This window comes from Microcoleus sp. Pol7_A1, assembly GCF_036701085.1.
Classification (GTDB): Bacteria; Cyanobacteriota; Cyanobacteriia; order Cyanobacteriales; family Microcoleaceae; genus Microcoleus; species Microcoleus asticus.
The window spans coordinates 50,179-72,955 of record NZ_JAUBQD010000015.1 but is presented as its reverse complement, the minus strand read 5'-3'; the positions used below and the strand labels follow the sequence as shown (position 1 = coordinate 72,955).

The window sequence follows — 22,777 nt, the reverse complement described above, 5'->3', positions numbered from 1 at the left end:
CTGTTGACAATCAATCGGGTATTACAGAACTACTTGGGCTGACGGCGGCTGCAAAGATCAAATAAATTACTCCAATCCCCAATAAGCCGACAGCCGAACTGAAGAGGAATATCAACCAATCTGACGGTTCGTAGGTATGCTCGTCAATTTGGCGGCGAACGATAAAGTATTTTCCAGTTGAGATTAACACTGTCGCCAAACCTATGAGAGAGAAGATTAAACCTAACTTCCACCCCATCACCTGGCGGTACTGCACGGGCAGTTGCCCGACGCGAAGTCGGACGATGATGACGCCAAAACCCATGAGTGCGACCGCGGCCCGCATCCACGATAAAAAGGTGCGTTCGTTTGCCGATCGATCGATCGCCCGCGACAGATTTTGCTGCGTTTGTTTCTCATCATCTACTTGCATCGGTTTGAACGATAATTGCACGCGCTCCAACTCTTTAAGATTAATATAAAACCAGCGCCATTATTCGGGTGCCATCAAACCTTCTAAGCTAGAAGGAATGGTGAACATATAATAAATTACCCCAGTCCCTAGGATGGCGATCGCGAGGCTGAAAAGAATTACCCAGCGATCGGTAGGTTCATAAGTATCGTAATCGATATCGTGGCGGACGCCGAAGTAGTGCTTAGTTGATAAGAGCACTGTCAGCAAACCCACTATTGAAAAAAGCAAACCCAACTTCCAACCATTGCCGGGACTTGGCAGCAGAGGGGGATGGAAGGCGCGAAGGCGCACGATAACTACGCCAAAACCCATCAGCGATATTGCTGTCCGCATCCATGCTAAATAAGTGCGCTCGTTTGCCAAATGATCTCGCACCCGCGACGGATTTGGTCGCTTAATCTTTTCTGTATTTACTTTCGTGGATTTCCAATTTAATAGCATAGATCGACCTTTTAATATTAACTCCAAATATGAAGGTAAACCGATATATTTTTGCTGGGACGATTATCCGCCGGGGATCTATCCTCGGCGGTTCTTGCGTTGCAACGGGCTTTACACAGCCGATCGCATTACAACTTCACCAAAACTAATCATTTTCCTCAGTAGGTGCGTTGGGAAGTTGCGTATCTATGTACGCCTGAGTCACGTCAGGAACAAACCAATTCGCATCCCCTGGCTGGAAAACTTTAGCAGTAGGAACGTTGAATTCTACAGCCCCCGTATCGGGATTAGCTCTCGCTACAAGTTGAGTTCCGTCAACTATCTTAACAGCTAGACCGCCAGTCAATTGTTCTGAATCTTGATCGGTCGTTCTTAAATCGGTTGCATTGACATCGCTGGGTAGAAAAATCCCATCGCAATCCCATTTATATTCAGTTGTTTGGCCGTCAGCTAGAAAATACAGGGCATTCTCGTAAGAAGAGTCCGCTGCTTTTTTGCCTTTCGGGCCGTAGACAGCCAGGGTTTTCCCTGTCTCGTTGCGGCACTGACCCCAAGGTTTTCCCGTTTCTAAAGTGTATTTTTGAAACTCCAATTGAGAGATTTTTTTGTGGAGTTCCTTAGGGGTATAATCCTGGGCGCTATCCGGTGAGTCTTTCGCAGCCTTGAGAGTGTTCAGAGCTTCAGTCAGAGCTTCACTCACCTCTATGTAGTCGGGATTGCTCGCATATCTCGGCGTTTTTGGAGCGTCGGCCCAGGAGGGAGGAACGAATACTAAATTGGCGGCCATTACCAAGAGCACTAAAACAAATTTGAACATTTTCACAATTTTTCTCCTTTTCTAGATTGTCAGGTTTTTTCCAACTTTCTGTTTGCTTGCTATTTTAGGACTTAGGCAAAAACCAGCTCTCTTTAACTTGTTTGCCCGATCGACCAAATTTTGCAGAATCGAAAAATCTGGTTTTTTAGCGTTCTACCTATTGTCAAAGCCGAGCTGCGTGGGCTAGTGGCGAAGTGTTCGGGCGATCTTTTAGGAATTCATCCTCAAGTTTTTAGCTCGGTTTGATTCACCACTACATGATTTATTGAGATCACAGGTATCTTGTTGCCTAAGTCTGGCAATTGTCTAGCTCAAAAAATGGTTTCAACTTTCGTGAATACTTGAGGCTAAATTACTTTGAAGCTGCTTTTAGCTTGATTACTCACTTCATCATTAACTTAGCATATTTCTTGATATATTTCAATCGATTTAGCCCTATTTTTAAGCAAATAATTGTTAAGGTGAAAATGATGAGTTAGGACTTACGGTCTGGCAATTTATCTACCTATAGAGGGATGCAAATAGCGAAGGGCTAATTATTAGTTAGATTGAAATTGCGGGAGCAGGCGATAAGTACCGCTTTCAATCAGAATAAATATTCCCAAACCAATCAAAACAAAAGGAACAACAACCTTGCTATAGCGAGTCAAAATACGGGCGATCGCCCTTTGGCGAGTTAATCGGTAAGCGGCATAAGACCAAACACCTACCATCACCGAGAAAACCGCCAAAATCACCACCAAGCTCGGCAAATCGCTGCTAGCAAACAGCGGCAAATAAATACCGATGTTGTCACCCCCGTTGGCTATAGTAACAGCAGCCACATTCAAAGTTTGGGGGTTGAAAAGATTTGCTATTTTTGACACAAGTGAATTAGATTTCCGGTTAAATTCGCCAGATACAGCTTGTACGTCATTTTCCTCATTATCTCTCTTGACTAAGTGACTGATGCCGATCGCGATCGGAAGCAAACCCAGCAAGCCAATCCAAGCTGTCGGCACAATTAAACCGCCAAAAAAACCCGGCAAACTAGCAGCGATGAGTGCTGCAAATCCGAGGTACTTACCGACAAAGATATGCCGGGGGCGGAAAGTATCGTTTACCTGGGCGAAGAACAGCATGGAAAGCACCATATCGTCTATATTGGTTGCGGCGAAAGATGTAATCCCGGCAATAATCGCTGCTGCAATCCAATTCATGTGCTGTCCCTGCAATTTTTCTAAACTTCAGTTTCCCTGGCGTTACCTCTGCTCATAGTTATCAAACAGAAACAGCAACCAACTAAAGATATTATACTTAAAGTTGGGCTTGCCAGAGTGCCGCTTTCCACCAGAATCGCCATTCCCAATCCGATCAAAACAAAAGGCACAAGCTGATTGCCGTAGCGAGTCAAAGTATCCGCGATCGCCCGCATCTGAATTAACCGATAAGCAGCGTAGCACCAAACGCCCACCATCGCGAAGAATACAGCGAGAATCACCGCCAAACTTTCTAAAGTATTGCTAGCAAAAAGCGGTACATATATCCCGATATTGTCGCCCCCATTTGCCACCGTCACCCCTGCTACGCTGTAAGTTTGAGGAGACAAAAAATTGCTAAAAAAAGATTTCTCAGATTGCTCTAATTCTGCCTCAGCTTCCGAATCGTCAGTTTCTGGATTCAGCAAGCGGCTAAGCCCGATCGCAATTGGCAGCAAACCCAGCATTCCGATCCAATCTGGCGGAAAGATTAAGCGGCCAAAAAACCCCGGAATGCTAATCAAAACCAGTGCAGTAAAGCCCAGAAACTGACCGAAGACGATATGCCTGTGCCGAAATACTGCATTCACCTGCGAGAAAAACAGCAGCAGAATCAGAATATCGTCAAGATTAGTAGCTGTAAAAGCTGTCATTCCCGTAGAAATTGCTGTTAGTAGTTCATTCATTTCTGTATCTCCTTAATTTTTGTGCTGGGTTTTTACGCCTGCTTTTTTTACCGCGTCAAATCTTTGAATCAAATCAATGTAGGGTAAGCACTGCCCATCAATGCCTGTAACAGCGTGAGTTGCAAATGTTTTGGTGGGCCGTTCCCACCCTACAATTACGAATCAAAGGCTTGTTAGAGCGTGAGTTGCAAATGTTTTGGTGGGCCGTGCCCACCCTAGAATTACTAATCAAAGCCGTTGTTGTCGATCGATACTGTATTCAATCGAACACCGCCGTAAATTGCATTTTATACCTCGAATTTGGCGTGAATTGCGTCAATACCCTGCTCCATCGAACCAACAAGTTCAGGATAGCGCCGCCGCTGCAAGAAAAACCATCCGCAAGTAGCCACCAAGTACATCAAGAACAAGTAAGGAAACGCATCGTAAGGAGCTTCGGGAACTGGGAACATAGTGCTGCCTGGAATGCCCACACTTCCCGCAATCGGAATCATCATAAATGCGATCGCCGCCACCGAGAATAGCACATCTCGCACGCGCAATTTACCAATTTTGTGCAGGTAAACCGGAGCTGCGATCGAAATCAAGATGTATACCGTTAAAAATCCGTAGCTGCAAATTGCCCCCAAATAACCCATACAATCGAACAGTTTGATGTTAAACACAGACATCACAGCCGGCACCAAAAATGTCATAAATGTACACATCGTTACTGCAACGTGGGGAGTTTTATTAGACGAATGCGCTACACCTAATGAAGAGTGAAACAAACCGTGGCGCGCCATCATAAAAAACACTCTCGCCGCTGGATTGATGCTGCCGAGCACGCAAGCAAAAAAGCTAAATAAAGCCCCGAAAGCCACTAACTCTCCCAGCCAACCCATCCCCACTTGTTGCGCCAAAAAACTCAGAGGTTCTTCAGTATTAGTAATAGAAACTCCAGTACCGCTAAAACCCAAAACCTCAATATAGGTCATCAAAATGAAGAATAAGCCTGCCATGACAGCACTGCCCATGACAGCCTTGGGGATATTTTTTAAGGGTTTTTTGGCTTCGTCGCCCAGAGATGTAGCACTTTCAAAACCAGAGAAACCAAACATTACTAATACAAGTCCCGTCGCTATGTTGCCGGGAGTTACGCCTTCTAAAGTTAATTGGGACATATCTAAGGCAAAACCTTTGTGCGCCCAGATGATAATTCCTAAAAGTGCGATCGCCGCCACTGATGCCCCCTCCAGCCACAGCATCGCCATAGCTGAAAGCTGGATATCTTTATAACCTGCATACCAAGCAACGCCCGCCCCGATCGATAACAGCGTAATCGGTGACGGATGGATGCCTAAATGACCGATGAAACTACCCGTAAAGTTGGCAAAACCACACAAAACGGACATCGCAGTAAATAGATAAGCGAGTACCAAACTCCAGCCGCAAACTACGCCGGCAGTAGGGCCAAGTCCTTTAACAATATAAGAATAAAGAGAACCTGCAGAAGCCGATCGACTCGCAAATTGGTTGATATTGATGCTGACAAATACTAGGCCCATCAAGCCGATCGCAAAACTCAGCCAAGCCCCGTTTCCTGAAAGAGCGACGATTAAACCTATATTAGATGCTGGTATAGTTGTAGGTGCAATGACGGCAAAGGATTGAGCTAAAACCTCCCCGAAGGAGAGGCAGTCCGGCTTTAAGCCGTGTGCACTGTGATTTTTTTGCGTTTTCTTGGTCATTTATCTTCTGTATTTTTGTCGATCGACATTTGGCGATCGGCTTCAAATTGTCGGTTCTGCTTCAGCCTCGGGCAGAGTGTTCTGACGCTTGAGTCTCACTGTAAGACCCTTCAGCCGTAAAATCAAATGTTGTTTTTTATCGAATTCATAAATGCAAGTGATGCAGTGCCGCGGCAAAAGAACTGTTGGAAAACGGTACCTATCTGTCGCCACAAGCTCAAACCCTTGACGTTAAGAGGAAAATTGAAATAGCGGCTGCTAACCGTCCTTTTCGGGGAATTCCAACCTGTACAATAGAGTCGATCGAAAAGTTCAGGTCAAAACTTAGCCGCCAGAGATTTTAATCTCAAAAAATAACTGTATTTAGTAAAGGGGCACTCAGAATGGCCGGAATGACGCTGGACCAACTGCGAGTTTTTATAGCTGTAGCCGAACACCTGCACTTCAGCCGCGCGGCGGAGGAACTTTACATCACTCAACCCGCTGTCAGTGCGGCAATCCAAAGCTTAGAAGCGCAATATGGAGTAAAACTATTTCACCGCATCGGCCGCCACATCGAAATCACTGAAGCCGGGAAGTTGCTGCAAGTTGAAACGCAGAAAATTCTCGACCAAGTTGCTTTGACTGAGAGAGGTTTGCGGGAGTTAAACGACTTGCAGCGAGGCGATTTAAAATTGGGTTGCAGTCTGACCATTGGCAATTATTGGCTGCCTGATAAAATTAGCAAGTTCAAACAGAAATATCCTGGTATTTGCGTGAATTGTACTCTGGCCAATGCCGAAGAAATTTGTGCCGGTACGGCGACGGGAACATTTGATTTGGGTTTAGTGACCGGAGACATCAAAGCTTCGCTTAAGAACACTCTGGAGGAAGAAGTTATAGGCAGCGAACGCTTGCTGATTGTTGTTGGCAAATCTCACCCTTGGTTTGAACGGGCAGAGGTGAGTTTAACGGAAATTGCGCAAACGGATTGGGTCATGCGAGAAGCTGGTTCTGGAGTTCAGCAAATGTTGGAACAAGCTTTGCAAAGTTGGGGCATTAATCCCCATGAATTGAATGTCACTTTAGTTTTGAACAGCAGTGAAATGGTAAAAGCAGTGGTGGAAAGCGGCACAGGTGCAGCGGCTATTCCTGAATTGATGGTAAAAAAAGAATTGCAGCTATCCACACTGCGATCGATTAAAATTATAGATAGTCAACCAAGTTCTAATGTATCTTTTGAAATAATTAAACCAGTTTTGAAACTGAAGCACAAACAGCGTTTTCAAACTGGAATTACTAAAGCTTTTGAACAGATCTTAAGTCAAGATGCTGATAATTGGTAATTCAGGACTTAAGCAGGAATACTCAAGAAAGCGGGTTTTTTACCGACATAAAAAGCTAAACGCCGTGTATTTTCGTAAAGAAACCCGGTTTCTGGCCACCAGTGCGTCCAGGATGATAATTATCTCTCAACCAATTTCCTCAAGTCCAATAAATTTTTACCTCCATCACCAACAATCATCGGCAATTTCCCATTCCATTTTTCTATAGCCTGCCTTTCCAAAAATTCCGGAGTCAAATTGTCCCGCAGCAACCTTTGCACTTCGGCTTCTCCCTTGGCTAAATTTACCTTAGCCTCGGCCTCTTTTACTGCCTTCAGCGCTAAAAACTCCCCTCTTTTTGCCTCCTGTTCGGCAATTTGTTTCGCCTCCACTGCATCGCTAAACCGCTCAGAAAAATGAACGTGTACTAAAGAAATATCGTCAACTGCAATATGATATGTAACCAGTCTCAAGGTCAAATAATCATCAACTGCGGCTTTAACTTCTCCCCGTTTAGTAATAATTTCTTCAGCCGTGTATTTTGCCATAACTGCTTTTAATACTTCTTCAACGGCCGGATCGATAATGCGAGTAACCACTTCTTTTTCGTCACCTATTTGTTGAAAAATAGCATTAGCTTCTTCTGGGATAATGTGCCAGTTCAGCGCTACATCCGTGAAAACATCTTGCAAATCTTTTGAGGAAGCTTCAGCGGAACTTTCCTGTTTTTGCACCCTAACGCTCAACTTTTTTACAGTATAAACTATGGGGACTATTACGTGAATTCCTTCTCCGAGTACCTGTTCTTCCACTTTACCAAACTGCATCATCACGCCCCGTTCTCCAGCGTTGACAATGACAAAAAATCTGGACATAATAGCTAAAAACACTATCACTAGAGCTACTAGAACAGCTCTGTAAAATTCCTTATTTTTTTTATTGCTTGATTTGAGTGAGTCAACGTTAATGCTGGATTCTCCCACCATATTCCACCCCGACGATAGCACTTAATTATAGGACAAATATTGACTTAACCGATATTCTATTTGCCTTCCACCAGCAACTGTTCAAAATCTGCGGCAGACACAGGAGGACTGAACAAATATCCTTGCATTGTATCGCAATTGTAGCGACAGAGAAAATCTTTTTCGGCTTCCGTCTCAACTCCTTCGGCAATTACCTCAAGACAGAGACTGTGCGCCATTTCAATAATAGCTTTGACAATCGCTGCATTTGTGCAACCCTCGGTGATATTGCTGATAAAACAGCGGTCAATTTTTAAAGTATCGAATGGGTATTGCGCCAGATAGCTTAAAGAAGAATACCCTGTTCCAAAATCGTCAATAGATATACAAACTCCCAAATTTTTCAATTGTTGCAAAGTAGCGATCGCACTTTCGGCATCCTCCACCATCAAACTTTCGGTCAGCTCTAATTCCAAACTGCTCGGTTTCAAACCAGTTTCTGCTAAAATTTGGGCAACTCTGCTGCTGAGCTCCGGTTGGTGAAATTGGCGCGGCGACAGATTCACCGCTATCCGCAGCGAAAAACCTGCATTTTGCCAAACTTGCATTTGCCTGCAAGCTGTGTGCAAAACCCACTCGCCTAACTGTACAATGAAGCCAGTTGCTTCCGCAGAGGGAATAAATTCTGCGGGCGAAATCAGCCCTTTTTCTGGATGCAGCCAGCGTACTAAAGCTTCTGCGCTCATAATTTTACCAGTCTCGACATTGACCTGCGGCTGATAATAAACTTGGAATTCTTCTCGTTCCAATGCGTCGCGCAAACTTGTTTTTATCTGGTCTAATTTGTCGGCTGCATCTTGGATCAATTCGCTGCTTGGCCGCAAAGTATTGTACTTTTCTGCGACAGCTTCTTGTTTTTTCAAGCGGCTCGATATCGCCCCCACAAGTTCAGCTTTAGTAAAAGGTTTAGTCAGATAATCATCTGCTCCCAATTCCATACCTTGCCGCATTTCAGAGCGATCGGCTTTACCGGTGAGAAAAACAAAAGGCAGTGTAGCAGTAACAGGATTAGATCGCAAGGCCACCAGCACCCCGTACCCGTCAAGTTCCGGCATCGTCACATCGCAAAGAATCACGTCGGGAAGATTTGACACCGCCGCATTTAAACCTTGCGCTCCATTTTCTGCACCCGTCACGTCGAAACCTTCAGCTTTGAGGAGTTTGAGAATATTCTCCCGGATTATTTGCTCGTCCTCAATCACTAAAATCTTTTTCATACGTCATTCCCTGAAAGCGATATAATTGACCCTCTAGCTGAAAGCGATAAGCGTGGCAATAACGGAGAACGCACAGCTCGATCGGCTAAACAGCCGAAGCTTTTCCGACCAAAATAGCAGACTCCCCTGAAAAACGGTAATTTTTCAAAGATAACTAGATTAATGTTTCTCTGTTTAGTCAGCGCCGTCCGTATTATTACAAGTTTAATTAATAATGTCTAAACTAATTCTAGGCGATCGACAGTTAGCATCGCCCTGAATAAATGCTAAACTAATTGTGCCACCTGAACGAGGGTATGCAAACAATCTCAGCCTATTTATAACAGTTGCAAAAAATAATGCAACTGCAAGCAAGTTCCAAAGCCTTGCGGAGTCAGTCTTTTCCCATTCTTCAACGTAAAATCTCAACTTTCAAATCTCAAATGGTATTACCTACTGGATTCCCTGAACCCGCACAGATTGGGGTCATAGAAGTTAAGCAATATCCTCAGTACCGCGCTGTCACCTACACCCACGCAGGCGATTTGCGACAAGCAACTGGAATCGCCTTCAATCCCTTATTTCAACATATCAGCAACAACAAAATTGCGATGACAACGCCAGTAGAAGCGCGCTACACAGCAACTTCCGGGCAAATCGATGCGGTTCCCCAAGCAGAAGTTTCGTTCCTCTATCCCGCACCAAATATCGCCCCCAGCAGCGTTAATTCCGCTGTAGTAGTCACAGATACTTCGCCGATGACGGTTGTCAGCATCGGTGTGGGCGGGGCTTACACTTGGGAAAGCTATGAAAAGAACCTCCAGAAACTCAAAGATTGGCTTCAAGAACATCCCGAATACGAAATAGTCGGGCCGCCGCGCCGCTTTTTTTACAATTCCCCGATGACGCCGGAAGCAACTAAAATCAGCGAAGTACAAATTCCGATTAAGTGCCGCTGACGTGAACAACTAATTCGCGAATGTGACCCCGCTGGCGGTGTTCCCACAGGTAAATTCCCTGCCAAGTTCCTAACAGCAACCTGCCGCGATCGATCGGGATTTGTTCAGAAGTATGAGTCAGCGCAGTGCGAATGTGCGCCGGCATATCGTCTGGGCCTTCGGCATCGTGAATGTAGCGATCGCCCTCCGGTACCAGTTTAGCCAAAAAGTTAGCCAAATCCTTAAGTACATCCGGGTCAGCATTTTCTTGAATCACCAAACTAGCAGAAGTGTGGCGCAAAAATAAGCTACAAATTCCCGTTTTGATACCTGAATTCGCCACCGCATCTTCTATCTTAGGACTGATGTTGCACAGAGACTTCCCTGTAGTTTGAATCTTGAGTATCTGTTGATAGTGAGTCATGCGATTTTAGATTTTGGATTTTAGATTTTAGATTTTGGATGAGACTGATGCAAAACTCTTCAGTCTGGAGTTGCGCCGACTTTGTTTGTGTAGGATCGATTTCTAATGACCGTCTTCTATTTTAAACTTTCGATGAGACTGATGCAAAACTCTTCAGTCTGGCGTTGCGCCGACTTTGTTTGACAAGAAGCGATTTCAATCGCCGTCCGCCTTTGTTTGACAAGAAGCGATTTCAATCGCCTTATGTAAAATAGTCTACAACAGCTTGGGCGATCGCCTCCGTACCATTTTTATCCAATTTACCCGACAAACGCGGCGGATGTAGCGGTTGTCGCAAAAACTCCCAATCCCCCTCAAAAAACTCCGTCGCCGTCACAATTTGATGTTCCGCATAATTTTGAATCCCTTCCAGCAACACCGCAGCTTCTGCAAAACCTTCTCTCATTATAGAAACAACAGGTATTTGCAACCGCAAAGCTTCCGCAAAAGTGCTGTATCCCGGTTTAGAAACTAAGCGCCCGCAGACAGGCATAATATCAACCGGACGCGGTAAAATCGGGAAAGATTGTGCAAACTTCGGATTTTTCACATTAATCAAATTTGGCAAATCGGGAGATTCCGCATCAAAAGTAATAAATTGCCAGTCGCTAAATTGCTGTAAATTTTGATAAGGAATTTCTTCTAAACCCAGTCCGCCGAAAGTCAACAATACAGTTTTTTCCAGGGGTGTTTCGATGCCGAATACTTCCCGAACTTTATCGTTACTGTAGCGAGGATTGCCGCCAGTCAAGCCCACATCTTGAATATTGGGGAAAGCTGCCATCGGTTCGTGTAAAGGAAGACGAAAAAGCCGATCGCACATTCCGAAACACTCACCAATCCAATCTGCCATTTCTACGAATTCCCCGCCCCAATCGCGATAGATAAAATCCCACCCGAAATTGCTCATCATCCAGCAAGGAACCCCAGCCGATGCCGCCATTCGCGTTGCCAAAGGAGGAATGTCTGCCAGGATCAAACCCACGCGATTTTGCTTGATAAAATTAACTTCGCCCGCAATTAGCGAATTTTGCTTTTTCCGAATTTCCAGCAATTTTTCCAGCGTCGCGTCTTTATCCATATGCAAACTGTCAGCTTGCACGACACCCACATCAAAAGCCCGGGGACGGTGGATAAAGTCGCCACTAATGTAAGACTCTAGCAGCCACCGAGGGGCAGTTGTTGTCATAATTAGTAAAATATCTGGATTTAATTCTTGAATCTTTGCAGCTACGGAGGAAACTCGGACAGCGTGGCCGAATCCGTGATTCGTGATGGCAATATATAATGTTGGTCGAGACATTGATAATAGGGAATAGGGAATGGGGAATGGGGCATCGGGAATTGCGAATTGGAGGTAGAGACTGGAAGCCAACAAGACCAAGCTTCAAGCGACGCAGAAGGAACAATGACAAATTTAATAACTAATGACTAAGCGGTTGTGTATTTAACTTGTATATTCCTAACCTTGCTCGGAGCAACAGCCCAGAAGAGTTTTATTATTATTTTAGATGCAATTTAAAGGCTGACTAGCTTATGTTACCTATTGATAAGATCTCCGGTCTCTTGAATATAATAAAATTAGTTTTTAATGATGAACGCGACTCCTCTCTTTATGAATAAATTAACACTAAAATTTTTCCTCCTAACTTAATTATAATTGCACAGGCATCGAATATGCAAGCACTCATCAATTGGAGGTGCTTTTAGACCAAACAGGCAATTGATTAATCTTGTCCAGGGTTATATCTACATACTTTTTACCGTCCGCCGCTTGATTTTCCCCAAAATATCCATCATCGCCGTCGTGCTTGTGAGGGCCGCTCAAAGCTTCTGCATAGCGGCCTTGCAAACGAGCTTGGTTGAAAGGAGAAGTCGCGTACCAGTACCAGCGACTCGGAAAAACTATGCCGCCAATATCCTCAATTGAATCGCGAGTGCCGCGAAAGTGGAAAATGCGATCGGCCTCTGCAAAACCATTTTCTCCCGAAAACACGCCCCCAACCGAAACAACCGTAATTTCTGCCTTCAGCCATTCTTTAAGATAGCGAGTAGCACCCAAAGCAACTTGTGCGCCGCCGCTAGTGCCAATTAAAATAACTTTCAAAGGTTGTTGAGGATTAACTGAAATGGGAGATTGAGCATTCATGCGCTCGATAATTGCATTAGCCATTCCCTGATTGTATGCAAAGCCGTAGCGATAATCTAAAGAAATTGCAAACCTCCAGAGATTGCGAATTTTGATGAATATATCCCCCGCAATCGGCCCGCTTTTTGCCTGTTCTGCAAACCGCCAAAAAGGAGCTAGCCACCGCTCTCCTCCTAAACTTTTGTTAGACGCTGAATAAGGAAAAACATCGCCCACTGCTACGCACTGCGGGTGACTTTTAACTAAACGCTTGAGAAAAAACTCTTCGCCAGGGGTTAATTCGTCCCCCGAAAAATCGCCAACTCCCGGTAAAAAGATGATATAACAATTGAGCGGCGAAGACTTGCGCGCTTCTAGATTGCCCTTGTTTGAAGGCAAAATCTCCGGCGGATTTTTCTTAAAACCCAAAGTTTCGGCACTTTGATTCAGCCACCATATAACAGTTCCCACCGGGGAAAGAATGCCCCAAATTATCAGAATTACACCTGCGACGATCAGCAAATTTAAACTTCCCCCGCGCAGCCATGCAAGTATCCTTAAAATCAATCTTAGCATTTAATAAAATCTGGTAGAATGCCAATTAATTAGCTAATTACGTAGAAATAGTTCGGTGATTCTGCTGTATTAGAGCTTATTTTGTAAAAGTTGTCAACTATCTTGAGGAGCAGGAGTTCAACGTGAAGGGAGAAGATTCAATTGCAGGTTTGGGGGCTACCCTTTGGAACGCACTTTCTTTGAACGGCAATTTTTACGAAAAAACTCCATACACTGGCAGAACTAAGCAAATAGCTTTAACAATTGTAATTTTAGCTGCGGTGTCCCGCGTGTTGGGCAGTGCTGTCATCTTGTTAATCAACCGAACTGAGCCATCCGTATTATTTCTAGGACTTTTGATAGATGGTTTGGCAGTCGCGGGGGGTTATTATTTTTGGACTTTCACTATCTTTAAAATCGGGCAGTGGCTGAAACCGGGTCACGTAACTTATAGGGAGTTGTTGGTTCCGATAGGCTTTGCCTACGCCCCCCAAGTGCTGAATTTTTTAACGCTGATTCCCTTGCTGGGAGAAGGAATAGAGCGCATATTAGCTGTGTGGAGTTTGCTAGCTGTAATTGTTGCGGTTCGCCAAGGTTTGGATATTCAAACTCGCTGGGCGGTGTTAATTTGTTTTGTGGGTTGGCCGTTGATTCAAATTGCGATCGGCTTTGTGAAAGTATTTGAACAGTTGTTTTCACGATGGCTTTAATTAATCAATACGGAAGCAGTATAGTAAACTCGCTGCCCTCTCCAGGTTCCGACTTGCAAATTAGCTTTCCTCCATGTTGTTCTACCACAATTTGATAACTGATAGACAATCCCAAACCAGTCCCCTTACCTACCTCTTTAGTAGTAAAAAACGGGTCGAATATTTTACCCAGCACCTCCGAACTCATCCCCACACCATTATCAACAATGCGAATCGCTACTTGATTTCCTTCCGCGACTTGAGTGCAAATCTGAATTGTTGGAGTCTTTGTCGAGTCAGCTTCACTCACTCTTTCGCAAGAAAAAGCATCAATTGCATTGGTAAGTAAATTCATAAATACCTGATTAATTTCTCCCGGATAGCAGTTCACTAAAGGCAAATTGCCGTACTCCTCGATTACTTGAATATCACTTAATTTTTGAGCCAAAATCATCAATGTGCTGTCGATCCCTTCGTGGAGATTAACCCATTTTTTATCTGATTCATCTAGTCGAGCAAAGTTTCGCAGCGACAGCACAATATCGCGAACCCTCGCAGCACCAACTCTCATGGAATCAATCATTTGAGTGAAATCATTTATCAAAAAACTTAAATCAATTTGCTCACTTTTATTTATTATTTCTTGCACGGGATTTGGGTAATTATTTTGGTATAACTGTAGTAAATCTAGTAAATTTTTAGAGTATTCATTGGTGTAATGTAAATTCCCATAAATAAAGTTAATCGGGTTATTAATTTCGTGAGCAATCCCCCCTACCACTTCTCCTAAACTAGACATTTTTTCACTTTGAATTAGCTGCAATTGAGTGCGGCGAAGTTCTTCCAGTGCAGTTTGCAATTTCTCAGTTCTTTGGGCTACTCGCGTTTCCAGAATAGTATAAAAACGGGCATTTTCTAGAGAAATAGCTGCTTGTGCAGACAGGATTCCCAAAATTTCTAGCCTATCCCTAGTAAAAGCACCTTTTGTTAAATTGTTTTCTAAATAAAAAATTCCCGTAAGGTTGCCTTGATGGATAATTGGCAATACCAGGATAGATAGGGGTTGATTGGTCGCAATATAAGGATCGGATTGGAATTGCTCGGCTCGGGTAGCATCATCTAAAACCAAGTATTTTTGGGTTCTTTCTACATAGTTAATTAATGAAATTGGGAGGCTCTCGGATTCGGCAATCGGGAGAGATTGTAACACGGTTACATCATTAAACTGATCTGTAAGTCCAGCTTCTATGAATAATTGATTACCTGTCTTGGCAAGAAATAATACTTTTTGAGCGCCTGCGTTTTCCTTCACAAGCTGTACGAGTTTCTCTAGCAAGCGGCTGAGAATAATTTCGCTCGAAACAGCTTGTGATGCTTTGACAACTGTTGACAAATCCAGCACCAAAGTATTGTTGATAGTAGTTTTGGCAGTCGTGACAACATTTTTAGATATTGGTTTTTGATGGCGATCGACTAAATAATGATAACGGGATTCTAAGTATTTAACTTTTGCTATAGCTCCCCAGCGAATGTAAGCATAATAAGCTTTTGTCAGATAAGATCGAGCACTGAGATCTTTATTCCAAAAGTGATAAAACTCTCCCGCTAATTCATAAGCTAATGCTTCTTCGTGGGTGTAACCGTTAGCAGCAGCTCCTTTAATAGCTAAGTCATAATAATCCATTGCTGCAAGTTTATCGCTGATAACTCGCGCTTTTTCTGCTTCGACTAACTCGTACTTGTGCTGATAATTCATGGGTGCATGGTAGGCCCACTTTTTCATAATTTGCTGATTAGAATTAACAATATCTAGGTATGCTTCTTGATTGTCACTGTCAGGATAGTGAGCGAGGAGAGCCAGCGAATAGTAGAAATTGTGTACCCCAACAGTGATTAAGCCGATCGCCCCATCTGCATATTCTGCCGCTAATTTACCGCTGGCAACAGCCGAAGCATAATCTTTCAATAAATAAAGCAGCATCAATTTACCCACGTAAGCTGCAAACAGCGACATTCGATTATTTTCTTTCTGCCAACGCGACATCACAGCAGGTTCATCCAACCTGCCACTAGCTAACCGTACTTGCTCTGCTGTTTGGCTTCTTAAGCTTGAAGCAATTCCTTGCCAAATTTGAGCATAACCTATGGCAAATTCGTGTTTATTTTTCAGCAAAAACTCCATCGAAAGGGTTTGTTTATCTTTGACATATTCTAGCGGTTCTCCAACCAAAAACAAATTGGTAATATAATGCTTACAATTATAAATTGCCCATTCTAAATCTCCAGTTTCGACACCTGAATTCATTCCTTCTCGAAAGGAGACAAGTGTATTTTTAGTAGACTCTTTCCAGATTTTTATATGACCATTAAACATTACATAAACCTTAGCTTTTTGTTGGCTAGCATTAAATTGTTCTAGCAGCTTTAAAGCGATTAGTCCAGCGTAGTAGCCAGCTTCGATGTCGCCTTCTGTCCCGCACAGGATCATTCCATAAAGAGTATAGGGAAAAGCTGCTAATGCTGAATGACCGTGATCGATACAAAGATTAACCATAGTCAAGACGAGGGACGACACAATTTCTGGTTTGGCAATATAAGCAGGAGGATAGAGGGCTGTCATGATTTCCATAGCTGCCAGTTGATAAGGATCTGTCATAACTGGCAGGTTTTCTAATTCCTCAATCTGAGGCAATTTTGGCACTGCAATGGTTTCGTTATCTAATAGGTTTACTCCCAGCATTTCCAGGACTTCTAGACCTGTTTCAACAGCTTTTAGCATCTGGCTTTGAGCCTGATAAAATAGGATTTTTAGCTGATACACTTTCACTCTGTCAAGCTGGTTTTTAGCCGATCGCAAAACCACTTCCGCCAATTTTTCTGCTTGCTCGAAGTTGGTATTTAAATATTCCGCTTCCAGCGTCTCTACATACAACCGCAGCGTCATGCTATAGTTGCGATCCCAGCTATCAGGTGCTAATAACGAAATTCCCACATTCAAATACTTAACAGCGGGTTCGTAAGCGTTAGCTGCTTTTGCCTTATGCCCAGCTATTAAATTTAATTTTGCTAATTCATCTTTTTCTGATTGCAGGCTCAGACAATCAATTCCTACATTTAACTGGTTGATAATATCAAAAATTTTCTCTTCTACTTTATCAGATGGCGTATTTTCAAGTAGCAATTTACCGATGCTAAGATGAGTGGCTTTCTTTTCATCCTCAGGAATCAGCGAATATGCAGCTTGCTGGACGCGATCGTGCAAAAATTTATAGCCGACTCCCGAAGAATTGAAAGTTAAATTAACGGCTGATTCTCGATCTAAAAATAAAGGAATAAGGTAACTTTCATTCAAGGGAAGTATTAACCCCGCTTGCAAAGCATCCCAGAGTTCCGTCGCAGTGACCGATGGAGATTTTGCGTTGACAGTAGAGAGAACATCGAGAGTGAAATTGTCCCCAACACAAGCGGCTAATTTCAAAACTTCTTGTGTAATCTCTGGCAGTTGTTGAATCCGACTGGCTACCAGTTCAACTACACTCTTATCTGTAATACCAATAGCTTGAATTTCTTCAATGTTCCACTCCCACTGCCCTTTTCTTCCGGGAGACAAGACCTTTGTAAAGTCAAATTTTAAAAGTTGTTCTTGATAAAGAGTGTTGAGCAATTGCGTCACGAAAAAAGGATTACCACCAGTTTTATTCCAAATTAACTCCGCTAAGGGGTGAATTCTTTCTGAGTCATTTAATGTCTCAGAAATTAACTCATTCACCTGGGCTAAAGAAAGAGGTTCCAGCACTAAATTGTTGAGAATAATCCCCGTTTGTTGAAGGTACTCTACTGTTTGCATTAAAGGATGTGTAGAGCTAACTTCATGGTCTCGATAGGCTCCAATCAATAGTAAATATTTGCTGTCTGGGTCAGTTGCCAGCAATTCCATTAATTTCAATGTCGCTGAATCTGACCACTGCAAGTCATCGAGAAATATCACTAAGGGATGCTCTTTCTGCGCGAATACGTGGATAAATTCTTTGAATAGCCTGTTAAAGCGGTTTTGTGCTTCAGTTGGGGCAAGTTCGGGAACGGCAGGCTGTTTGCCAATTACCAATTCTAGTTCGGGAATCACGTCAATAATTACTTGTCCGGAATCGCCTAGCGCGGCTAAAAGTTGATGTTGCCAATCTTGTAATTTTTTGCTATTTTCGGCAAGTAACTGCTGGATCAAAGATTGAAAAGCTTGAATTAAAGATGCGTAAGGTATATTCCGCTTGAATTGGTCAAATTTACCTGAAATAAAATAACCCCGCTGTTTGGTGATGGGTTTTTGAATTTCGCTGACTACGGCCGATTTGCCTATACCTGCATAACCAGAAACTAGGATCAGTTCAATTTGGGAAGGGGAAGAAATTTCCACGCAGGGATTAGCTACACGTTCAAATGCAGCCAATAGTTCCCTGACTTGTGTTTCCCGACCGTACAATTTTTGAGGAATCAACAACTGACTCAATATATCTAAGTTTCCGGGTATAAAATCGACTATCTTGCCTGTAGTTTCTAACTGATTTAAACAAATTTCTAAATCTGCCAACAATCCACCTGCGCTTTGATATCTATCTTCGGCATTTTTTGCCATCAATTTTATTACAATTTGTGAGATAGCTGGTGGAATCTCTGAATTAATTTGATGGGGTACAATTGCTTGAGAGGCTATGTGACTGTAAACTATTTCTAAGGGGTCGTTACTCGGAAATGGCAATTGACCTGTCAGCATTTCATACAAGGTAATTCCGAGGGAATAAAAGTCGGTGCGGTAGTCGAGGGTGCGGTTCATTCTCCCGGTTTGTTCGGGAGACATATAAGCAAAAGTGCCGACTATCGAGTTATTATTAATTTGTGGATTTTCTTTGGACAATCGCGAAGCAATCCCGAAATCTGTCAGTTTAATAATTCCTGTTTGGCTGTTGATAATGATATTGCTAGGCTTAATATCTTTATGAATAATTTTTTGAAGGTGCAGATATTCTAAGGCTTTTATGAGTTGGATGCCAAACCTCAAACAGGTGATGACTTCGAGCTTTTGTCTCGACATCAGGCGATCGAGAGATTCGCCCTCAAAGTCTTCCAAAAGCAAGCCGAGACGGTTGTCAAAGGTTTCTAGGCTAATGACTTTAACTAGGCCCGGATGGTCTAAATGTTCGCGAATGCGATACTCGTGCTTGATCCGGGTAATTGCATCGAGGGTGGGATATTCAGCTTTCAGGATTTTGAGTACGGTTGTCTCCTGCTGCGTGGGGATTTTCCCTCGATAAATAATCGTTTCGCTACCTTCGTGGAGAGTGCAGTGGATTTGGTATTGCGAGAGAAATTGCATTGAGTTCTCCTCAGAGTTGAAAATATATCTGATTCGAGCCGGTGTTGGCTGTTGACTGTTGGCTGTTGGCTGACGGCACGACCACCCTCAACCGTCAAAAGTGTTGACATGGCAACCGTCAAAAGTCTTGACATGGCAACTGTTATATGCTTAATTCAACCATGTACTTATGCCAACAAAAATCAAGCTTTATTTACTCGAACAAGAATATAATTTATACATAAAATGATATTATTAATGGAATCAAGCCATTTTGCTACTATTATTCTCAATTAATATCCCACCGACAGCGGACGGCAACCACACCCCTACTATTCGGCTCTCCCCACTGTCCCTCCTCCCTTAGCAAGATACATTGTTAGAGAAGGAAATACACAAAAATTTACATCTATAATTTGTGTAGTGTTCCAAATCGCTCCTTACCAGCAGCGATACAGCCCTCGCCAAGACAGTAGGATAGAAAAAATATGTTTGAACGCTTTACAGAACAAGCCATTAAAGCAATCATGCTAGCCCAAGAGGAAGCGCGGCGCCTCGGCCACAATTTTGTAGGCACCGAGCAAATCCTCCTGGGACTCGTCGGCGAAGGCACTGGCATCGCTGCAAAAGTATTACTGGATATGGGCCTCAACTTGAAAGAGGCGCGCAATGAAATCGAAAATATCATCGGTAGGGGTTCCGGGTTCCTCCCGCCGGAAATTCCTTTTACGCCCCGCGTCAAGCGCATTTTTGAGACGGCGCTGAACGAAGCGCGGCAGTTAGGCCACAATTACATCGGCACCGAGCACATCTTGCTGGGGCTGATCCAAGACGACGAAGGGGTGGCGGGGAAGGTGCTGCAAAACTTGGGGATCGATCGCCAGAGAGTCCGCACGCAGGTAATTCGTGCCGTGGGAGAAGTGGCGGCGGTACCCGGAGGCAGGGGAGATAGCGGCGATCGCAAAACCCCGACTTTAGAAGAATTCGGCACAAACCTGACCAAGTTAGCCGCAGCCGGCAAACTCGATCCCGTGGTGGGTCGCGAAAATGAAATCGAGCGCGTGATTCAAGTGCTCGGCCGCCGCACGAAGAACAATCCAGTGTTAGTAGGCGAACCGGGAGTCGGCAAAACAGCCCTCGCCGAAGGCCTCGCCCAGCGGATTGTTAATAGAAACGTCCCGGAAATTTTAGAAGATAAACAAGTAATCAGCCTCGATATGGGTTCGCTGATTGCTGGTACCAAGTTCCGAGGCGAATTTGAGGAACGCCTGACGAAAATCATGGCCGAAATTCGTGCTGCCGGCAACATCATTCTGGTAATCGATGAAATTCACACCTTAGTCGGTGCAGGCGCAATTCAAGGTAGCATGGATGCCTCCAATATGCTCAAGCCCGCCCTTGCCAGAGGCGAATTGCAGTGTGTCGGCGCAACTACCTTGGACGAATATCGCAAGCACATCGAGCGCGACGCTGCCTTAGAACGCCGCTTCCAACCGATCAAAGTCGGCGAACCGAGCGTGGCTGAAACAATAGAAATATTGTACGGGTTGCGATCGGCTTACGAACAGCATCACAGACTGACAATTTCCGACGCAGCTTTAGAAGCAGCGGCCACACTGTCAGACCGGTACATTAACGATCGGTTTTTGCCAGACAAGGCGATCGACTTAATTGACGAAGCAGGTTCCCGCGTCCGCGTGATGAACTCGCAAACCCCGCCCGAAGTTAAAGAACTCAAAAAGCAACTGCCGGCAGTAACCAAAGAAAAAGATACTGCCGTGCGCGAGCAAGACTTCGACAAAGCTGGAAAATTGCGCGATCGCGAATTAGAAATTGAAGCCGAAATCGCCGAAGCTACGATCAACAAAAGTCAGCTCAAAACTTCTCCCATCGTCACCGAAGAAGACATCGCTCACATCGTGGCTAATTGGACGGGAGTACCTGTCAGCAAGCTGACAGAATCCGAATCGGAATTGCTGCTGCACATGGAAGATACTTTGCACCAGCGCTTGATCGGTCAAGAAGAAGCTGTCACCGCAGTTTCTCGGGCTATCCGCCGCGCGCGGGTAGGCTTGAAAAATCCCAATCGCCCGATCGCCAGTTTCATCTTTTCCGGCCCCACCGGCGTCGGCAAAACGGAACTTACAAAAGCCCTGGCAACTTATTTCTTCGGTTCCGAAGAAGCCATGATTCGGTTAGATATGTCCGAATTCATGGAACGCCACACGGTTTCTAAACTCATCGGTTCGCCTCCGGGTTACGTTGGCTACGATGAAGGCGGCCAACTAACAGAAGCAGTCCGGCGCCGTCCTTACACGGTCATCTTGTTCGACGAAATCGAAAAAGCTCACCCGGATGTCTTCAACATGATGCTGCAAATCTTGGAAGACGGCCGCTTGACCGATGCGAAAGGTCGGACAGTAGACTTTAAGAATACGCTGCTGGTGATGACATCCAACATCGGTTCGCGAGTGATTGAAAAAGGCGGCGGCGGTCTCGGTTTCGAGTTTACTGAAAGTGCCGCAGACGCGCAGTACAACCGCGTTCGCAGCTTGGTAAACGAAGAAATGAAACAGTTTTTCCGTCCCGAATTTATCAACCGCTTGGATGAGATTATCGTCTTCCGCCAGTTGAACAGGGAAGAAGTGAAGCAGATTGCGGACATTATGTTGCAGCAAGTCTTCAGCCGCTTAACCGAACAGGGTATTACTTTGTCGGTGACAGATCGGTTCAAGGACTTGTTAGTTACAGAAGGCTACAATCCCAGCTATGGTGCTCGACCTTTGCGCCGCGCAATCATGCGGTTGTTGGAAGATGTACTGGCTGAGGAAATGCTGTCTGGGAAGCTGAAAGAAGGCCAAAAGGCGATCGTTGATGTGGATGAAAACGGTCAGGTTAAGGTAGTGCCCGATGGTTCATCTGAGCCAAAATTGCCCGAATTTGCATTGAGCCATTAATGCACTCTACCAACGGATAAATACTGTTGATGAAAAACCCGGTTTCTCGGAGAAACCGGGTTTTTCATTAAATGAAACCAGTTTAAAAAATGCAACTTTAGGCAATATCCAAATCCTTATATAATAAGTCATTCCCAATTCTAAAATCTAAAATCTAAAATCTAAAATCTAAAATGGTATGAGTTCTGCCTCTTTTATCCCAACACATTATCTACAGCAATTTCTACATCTGGAAAAGCTAGAATAGATAAAACCTGACCTCGCTGGAATCTTTGAATATTTTGGTATCCGGAGGGAGAAGGTTCGCGATAAACTACTACACATTGTTCGTTAATATCTACCAGCCAAACTTCTACAATATTGTCTTCGGCATAAAGAGGAATTTTGATATTTCTGTCAGTTTCAGCGGTTGCATCCGCTACTTCCACAATTAGTAAAATATCCTCAGACTGAGGATGTCCCGATTCGTAAAAATCATCGCGCCGTCGCAGTAAGGAAATATCCGGTTCAGGTTCCGAGTGATCGTCCAATTCTACCGGATCTTGAACTCCAATGGTTACTCTCGATAATAAGCGGATATAGAATAACTCTGTCAGACGCTTGACATGAGATGTATGCCTTCTACCGACGGCGGCCATTTGAACAATTTCTCCTCGAATTAATTCAACTTTATCATCTTTGGTCAAGATGCCAGCTTCAATCATATGATGATATTCTTTTACTGTAAATAACCGCTTGATTAACTGAGTTGTCATCATTGTTTCGTAAAGAAATATAGGAGTTTTTGTCTGCGACCCAGGTTTAATAAT

17 protein-coding genes are annotated in these 22,777 nt (G+C 44.0%); 4 read left to right on the top strand and 13 right to left on the bottom strand.

Annotation, left to right across the window (positions count from 1 at the left end; genetic code table 11):
• Window positions 1-10: 10 nt before the first annotated feature.
• From QUA20_RS11470 to QUA20_RS11445, 6 genes are all read right to left on the bottom strand, one after another.
• Window positions 11-412, bottom strand: coding sequence for a YidH family protein (locus QUA20_RS11470; protein WP_172186317.1), 402 nt, complete (start codon window positions 410-412; stop codon window positions 11-13).
• A gap of 60 nt (window positions 413-472) precedes the next feature.
• Window positions 473-895 (bottom strand): YidH family protein, encoded by a 423-nt coding sequence (locus QUA20_RS11465; protein WP_172186282.1) that lies wholly within the window; start codon window positions 893-895, stop codon window positions 473-475.
• 145 nt (window positions 896-1,040) lie between these two features.
• Window positions 1,041-1,712, bottom strand: a complete 672-nt coding sequence (locus QUA20_RS11460) for a hypothetical protein (protein WP_333188940.1) — start codon at window positions 1,710-1,712, stop codon at window positions 1,041-1,043.
• A 539-nt stretch (window positions 1,713-2,251) separates the two neighbouring features.
• Window positions 2,252-2,911: a cadmium resistance transporter gene (locus QUA20_RS11455; RefSeq protein ID WP_333188856.1), complete on the bottom strand. Its 660-nt coding sequence runs from the start codon at window positions 2,909-2,911 to the stop codon at window positions 2,252-2,254.
• A gap of 20 nt (window positions 2,912-2,931) precedes the next feature.
• Window positions 2,932-3,636, bottom strand: coding sequence for a cadmium resistance transporter (locus QUA20_RS11450; RefSeq protein WP_172186285.1), 705 nt, complete (start codon window positions 3,634-3,636; stop codon window positions 2,932-2,934).
• Window positions 3,637-3,923: 287 nt separating this feature from the next.
• Entirely contained in the window at window positions 3,924-5,366 is a 1,443-nt protein-coding gene (locus QUA20_RS11445) for an APC family permease (protein ID WP_333188853.1), read from the bottom strand.
• A gap of 392 nt (window positions 5,367-5,758) precedes the next feature.
• On the opposite strand from QUA20_RS11445, the gene QUA20_RS11440 reads away from it, so the two are divergent.
• Window positions 5,759-6,691: a LysR family transcriptional regulator gene (locus QUA20_RS11440; protein WP_333188851.1), complete on the top strand. Its 933-nt coding sequence runs from the start codon at window positions 5,759-5,761 to the stop codon at window positions 6,689-6,691.
• 119 nt (window positions 6,692-6,810) lie between these two features.
• On the opposite strand, the gene QUA20_RS11435 is transcribed toward QUA20_RS11440, so the two are convergent.
• Entirely contained in the window at window positions 6,811-7,656 is an 846-nt protein-coding gene (locus QUA20_RS11435) for a prohibitin family protein (RefSeq protein WP_445304669.1), read from the bottom strand.
• A gap of 56 nt (window positions 7,657-7,712) precedes the next feature.
• Complete coding sequence (locus tag QUA20_RS11430) at window positions 7,713-8,912, bottom strand: EAL domain-containing response regulator (RefSeq protein WP_333188848.1); 1,200 nt, start codon at window positions 8,910-8,912, stop codon at window positions 7,713-7,715.
• A gap of 422 nt (window positions 8,913-9,334) precedes the next feature.
• Here QUA20_RS11430 and QUA20_RS11425 point away from each other — a divergent pair, with 422 nt between their 5' ends.
• Entirely contained in the window at window positions 9,335-9,850 is a 516-nt protein-coding gene (locus QUA20_RS11425; protein ID WP_333188938.1) for a heme-binding protein, read from the top strand.
• Here the strand turns inward: QUA20_RS11425 and QUA20_RS11420 are convergent.
• From QUA20_RS11420 to QUA20_RS11410, 3 genes are all read right to left on the bottom strand, one after another.
• Window positions 9,837-10,253, bottom strand: a complete 417-nt coding sequence (locus QUA20_RS11420) for a secondary thiamine-phosphate synthase enzyme YjbQ (protein WP_333188846.1) — start codon at window positions 10,251-10,253, stop codon at window positions 9,837-9,839. The two genes, QUA20_RS11425 and QUA20_RS11420, sit on opposite strands and share 14 nt — an antisense overlap.
• Before the next feature lie 241 nt (window positions 10,254-10,494).
• Entirely contained in the window at window positions 10,495-11,595 is a 1,101-nt protein-coding gene (locus tag QUA20_RS11415) for a glycosyl transferase (RefSeq protein ID WP_333188844.1), read from the bottom strand.
• Between the two features lie 387 nt (window positions 11,596-11,982).
• Window positions 11,983-12,996: a hypothetical protein gene (locus QUA20_RS11410; RefSeq protein ID WP_333188842.1), complete on the bottom strand. Its 1,014-nt coding sequence runs from the start codon at window positions 12,994-12,996 to the stop codon at window positions 11,983-11,985.
• Window positions 12,997-13,118: 122 nt separating this feature from the next.
• Here QUA20_RS11410 and QUA20_RS11405 point away from each other — a divergent pair, with 122 nt between their 5' ends.
• The gene (locus QUA20_RS11405; protein ID WP_333188840.1) at window positions 13,119-13,685 is read left to right on the top strand and encodes a hypothetical protein; all 567 of its coding nucleotides are present in this window, start codon (window positions 13,119-13,121) and stop codon (window positions 13,683-13,685) included.
• A gap of 4 nt (window positions 13,686-13,689) precedes the next feature.
• On the opposite strand, the gene QUA20_RS11400 is transcribed toward QUA20_RS11405, so the two are convergent.
• Window positions 13,690-19,032, bottom strand: a complete 5,343-nt coding sequence (locus QUA20_RS11400) for an AAA family ATPase (RefSeq protein ID WP_333188839.1) — start codon at window positions 19,030-19,032, stop codon at window positions 13,690-13,692.
• Window positions 19,033-19,499: 467 nt separating this feature from the next.
• Between QUA20_RS11400 and QUA20_RS11395 the strand changes: the two genes are divergently transcribed.
• Complete coding sequence (locus tag QUA20_RS11395; RefSeq protein WP_333188837.1) at window positions 19,500-21,968, top strand: ATP-dependent Clp protease ATP-binding subunit; 2,469 nt, start codon at window positions 19,500-19,502, stop codon at window positions 21,966-21,968.
• Window positions 21,969-22,162: 194 nt separating this feature from the next.
• On the opposite strand, the gene QUA20_RS11390 is transcribed toward QUA20_RS11395, so the two are convergent.
• Window positions 22,163-22,723, bottom strand: coding sequence for a Uma2 family endonuclease (locus tag QUA20_RS11390; protein WP_333188936.1), 561 nt, complete (start codon window positions 22,721-22,723; stop codon window positions 22,163-22,165).
• Between the last annotated feature and the right edge of the window lie 54 nt (window positions 22,724-22,777).

Coding starts and splice junctions, on each gene's coding strand:
- QUA20_RS11470 (WP_172186317.1), bottom strand. CDS start 412: ATGCAAGTAGATGATGAGAAACAAACGCAGCAAAATCTGTCGCGGGCG.
- QUA20_RS11465 (WP_172186282.1), bottom strand. CDS start 895: ATGCTATTAAATTGGAAATCCACGAAAGTAAATACAGAAAAGATTAAG.
- QUA20_RS11460 (WP_333188940.1), bottom strand. CDS start 1,712: ATGTTCAAATTTGTTTTAGTGCTCTTGGTAATGGCCGCCAATTTAGTA.
- QUA20_RS11455 (WP_333188856.1), bottom strand. CDS start 2,911: ATGAATTGGATTGCAGCAGCGATTATTGCCGGGATTACATCTTTCGCC.
- QUA20_RS11450 (WP_172186285.1), bottom strand. CDS start 3,636: ATGAATGAACTACTAACAGCAATTTCTACGGGAATGACAGCTTTTACA.
- QUA20_RS11445 (WP_333188853.1), bottom strand. CDS start 5,366: ATGACCAAGAAAACGCAAAAAAATCACAGTGCACACGGCTTAAAGCCG.
- QUA20_RS11440 (WP_333188851.1), top strand. CDS start 5,759: ATGACGCTGGACCAACTGCGAGTTTTTATAGCTGTAGCCGAACACCTG.
- QUA20_RS11435 (WP_445304669.1), bottom strand. CDS start 7,656: ATGGTGGGAGAATCCAGCATTAACGTTGACTCACTCAAATCAAGCAAT.
- QUA20_RS11430 (WP_333188848.1), bottom strand. CDS start 8,912: ATGAAAAAGATTTTAGTGATTGAGGACGAGCAAATAATCCGGGAGAAT.
- QUA20_RS11425 (WP_333188938.1), top strand. CDS start 9,335: ATGGTATTACCTACTGGATTCCCTGAACCCGCACAGATTGGGGTCATA.
- QUA20_RS11420 (WP_333188846.1), bottom strand. CDS start 10,253: ATGACTCACTATCAACAGATACTCAAGATTCAAACTACAGGGAAGTCT.
- QUA20_RS11415 (WP_333188844.1), bottom strand. CDS start 11,595: ATGTCTCGACCAACATTATATATTGCCATCACGAATCACGGATTCGGC.
- QUA20_RS11410 (WP_333188842.1), bottom strand. CDS start 12,996: ATGCTAAGATTGATTTTAAGGATACTTGCATGGCTGCGCGGGGGAAGT.
- QUA20_RS11400 (WP_333188839.1), bottom strand. CDS start 19,032: ATGCAATTTCTCTCGCAATACCAAATCCACTGCACTCTCCACGAAGGT.
- QUA20_RS11395 (WP_333188837.1), top strand. CDS start 19,500: ATGTTTGAACGCTTTACAGAACAAGCCATTAAAGCAATCATGCTAGCC.
- QUA20_RS11390 (WP_333188936.1), bottom strand. CDS start 22,723: ATGACAACTCAGTTAATCAAGCGGTTATTTACAGTAAAAGAATATCAT.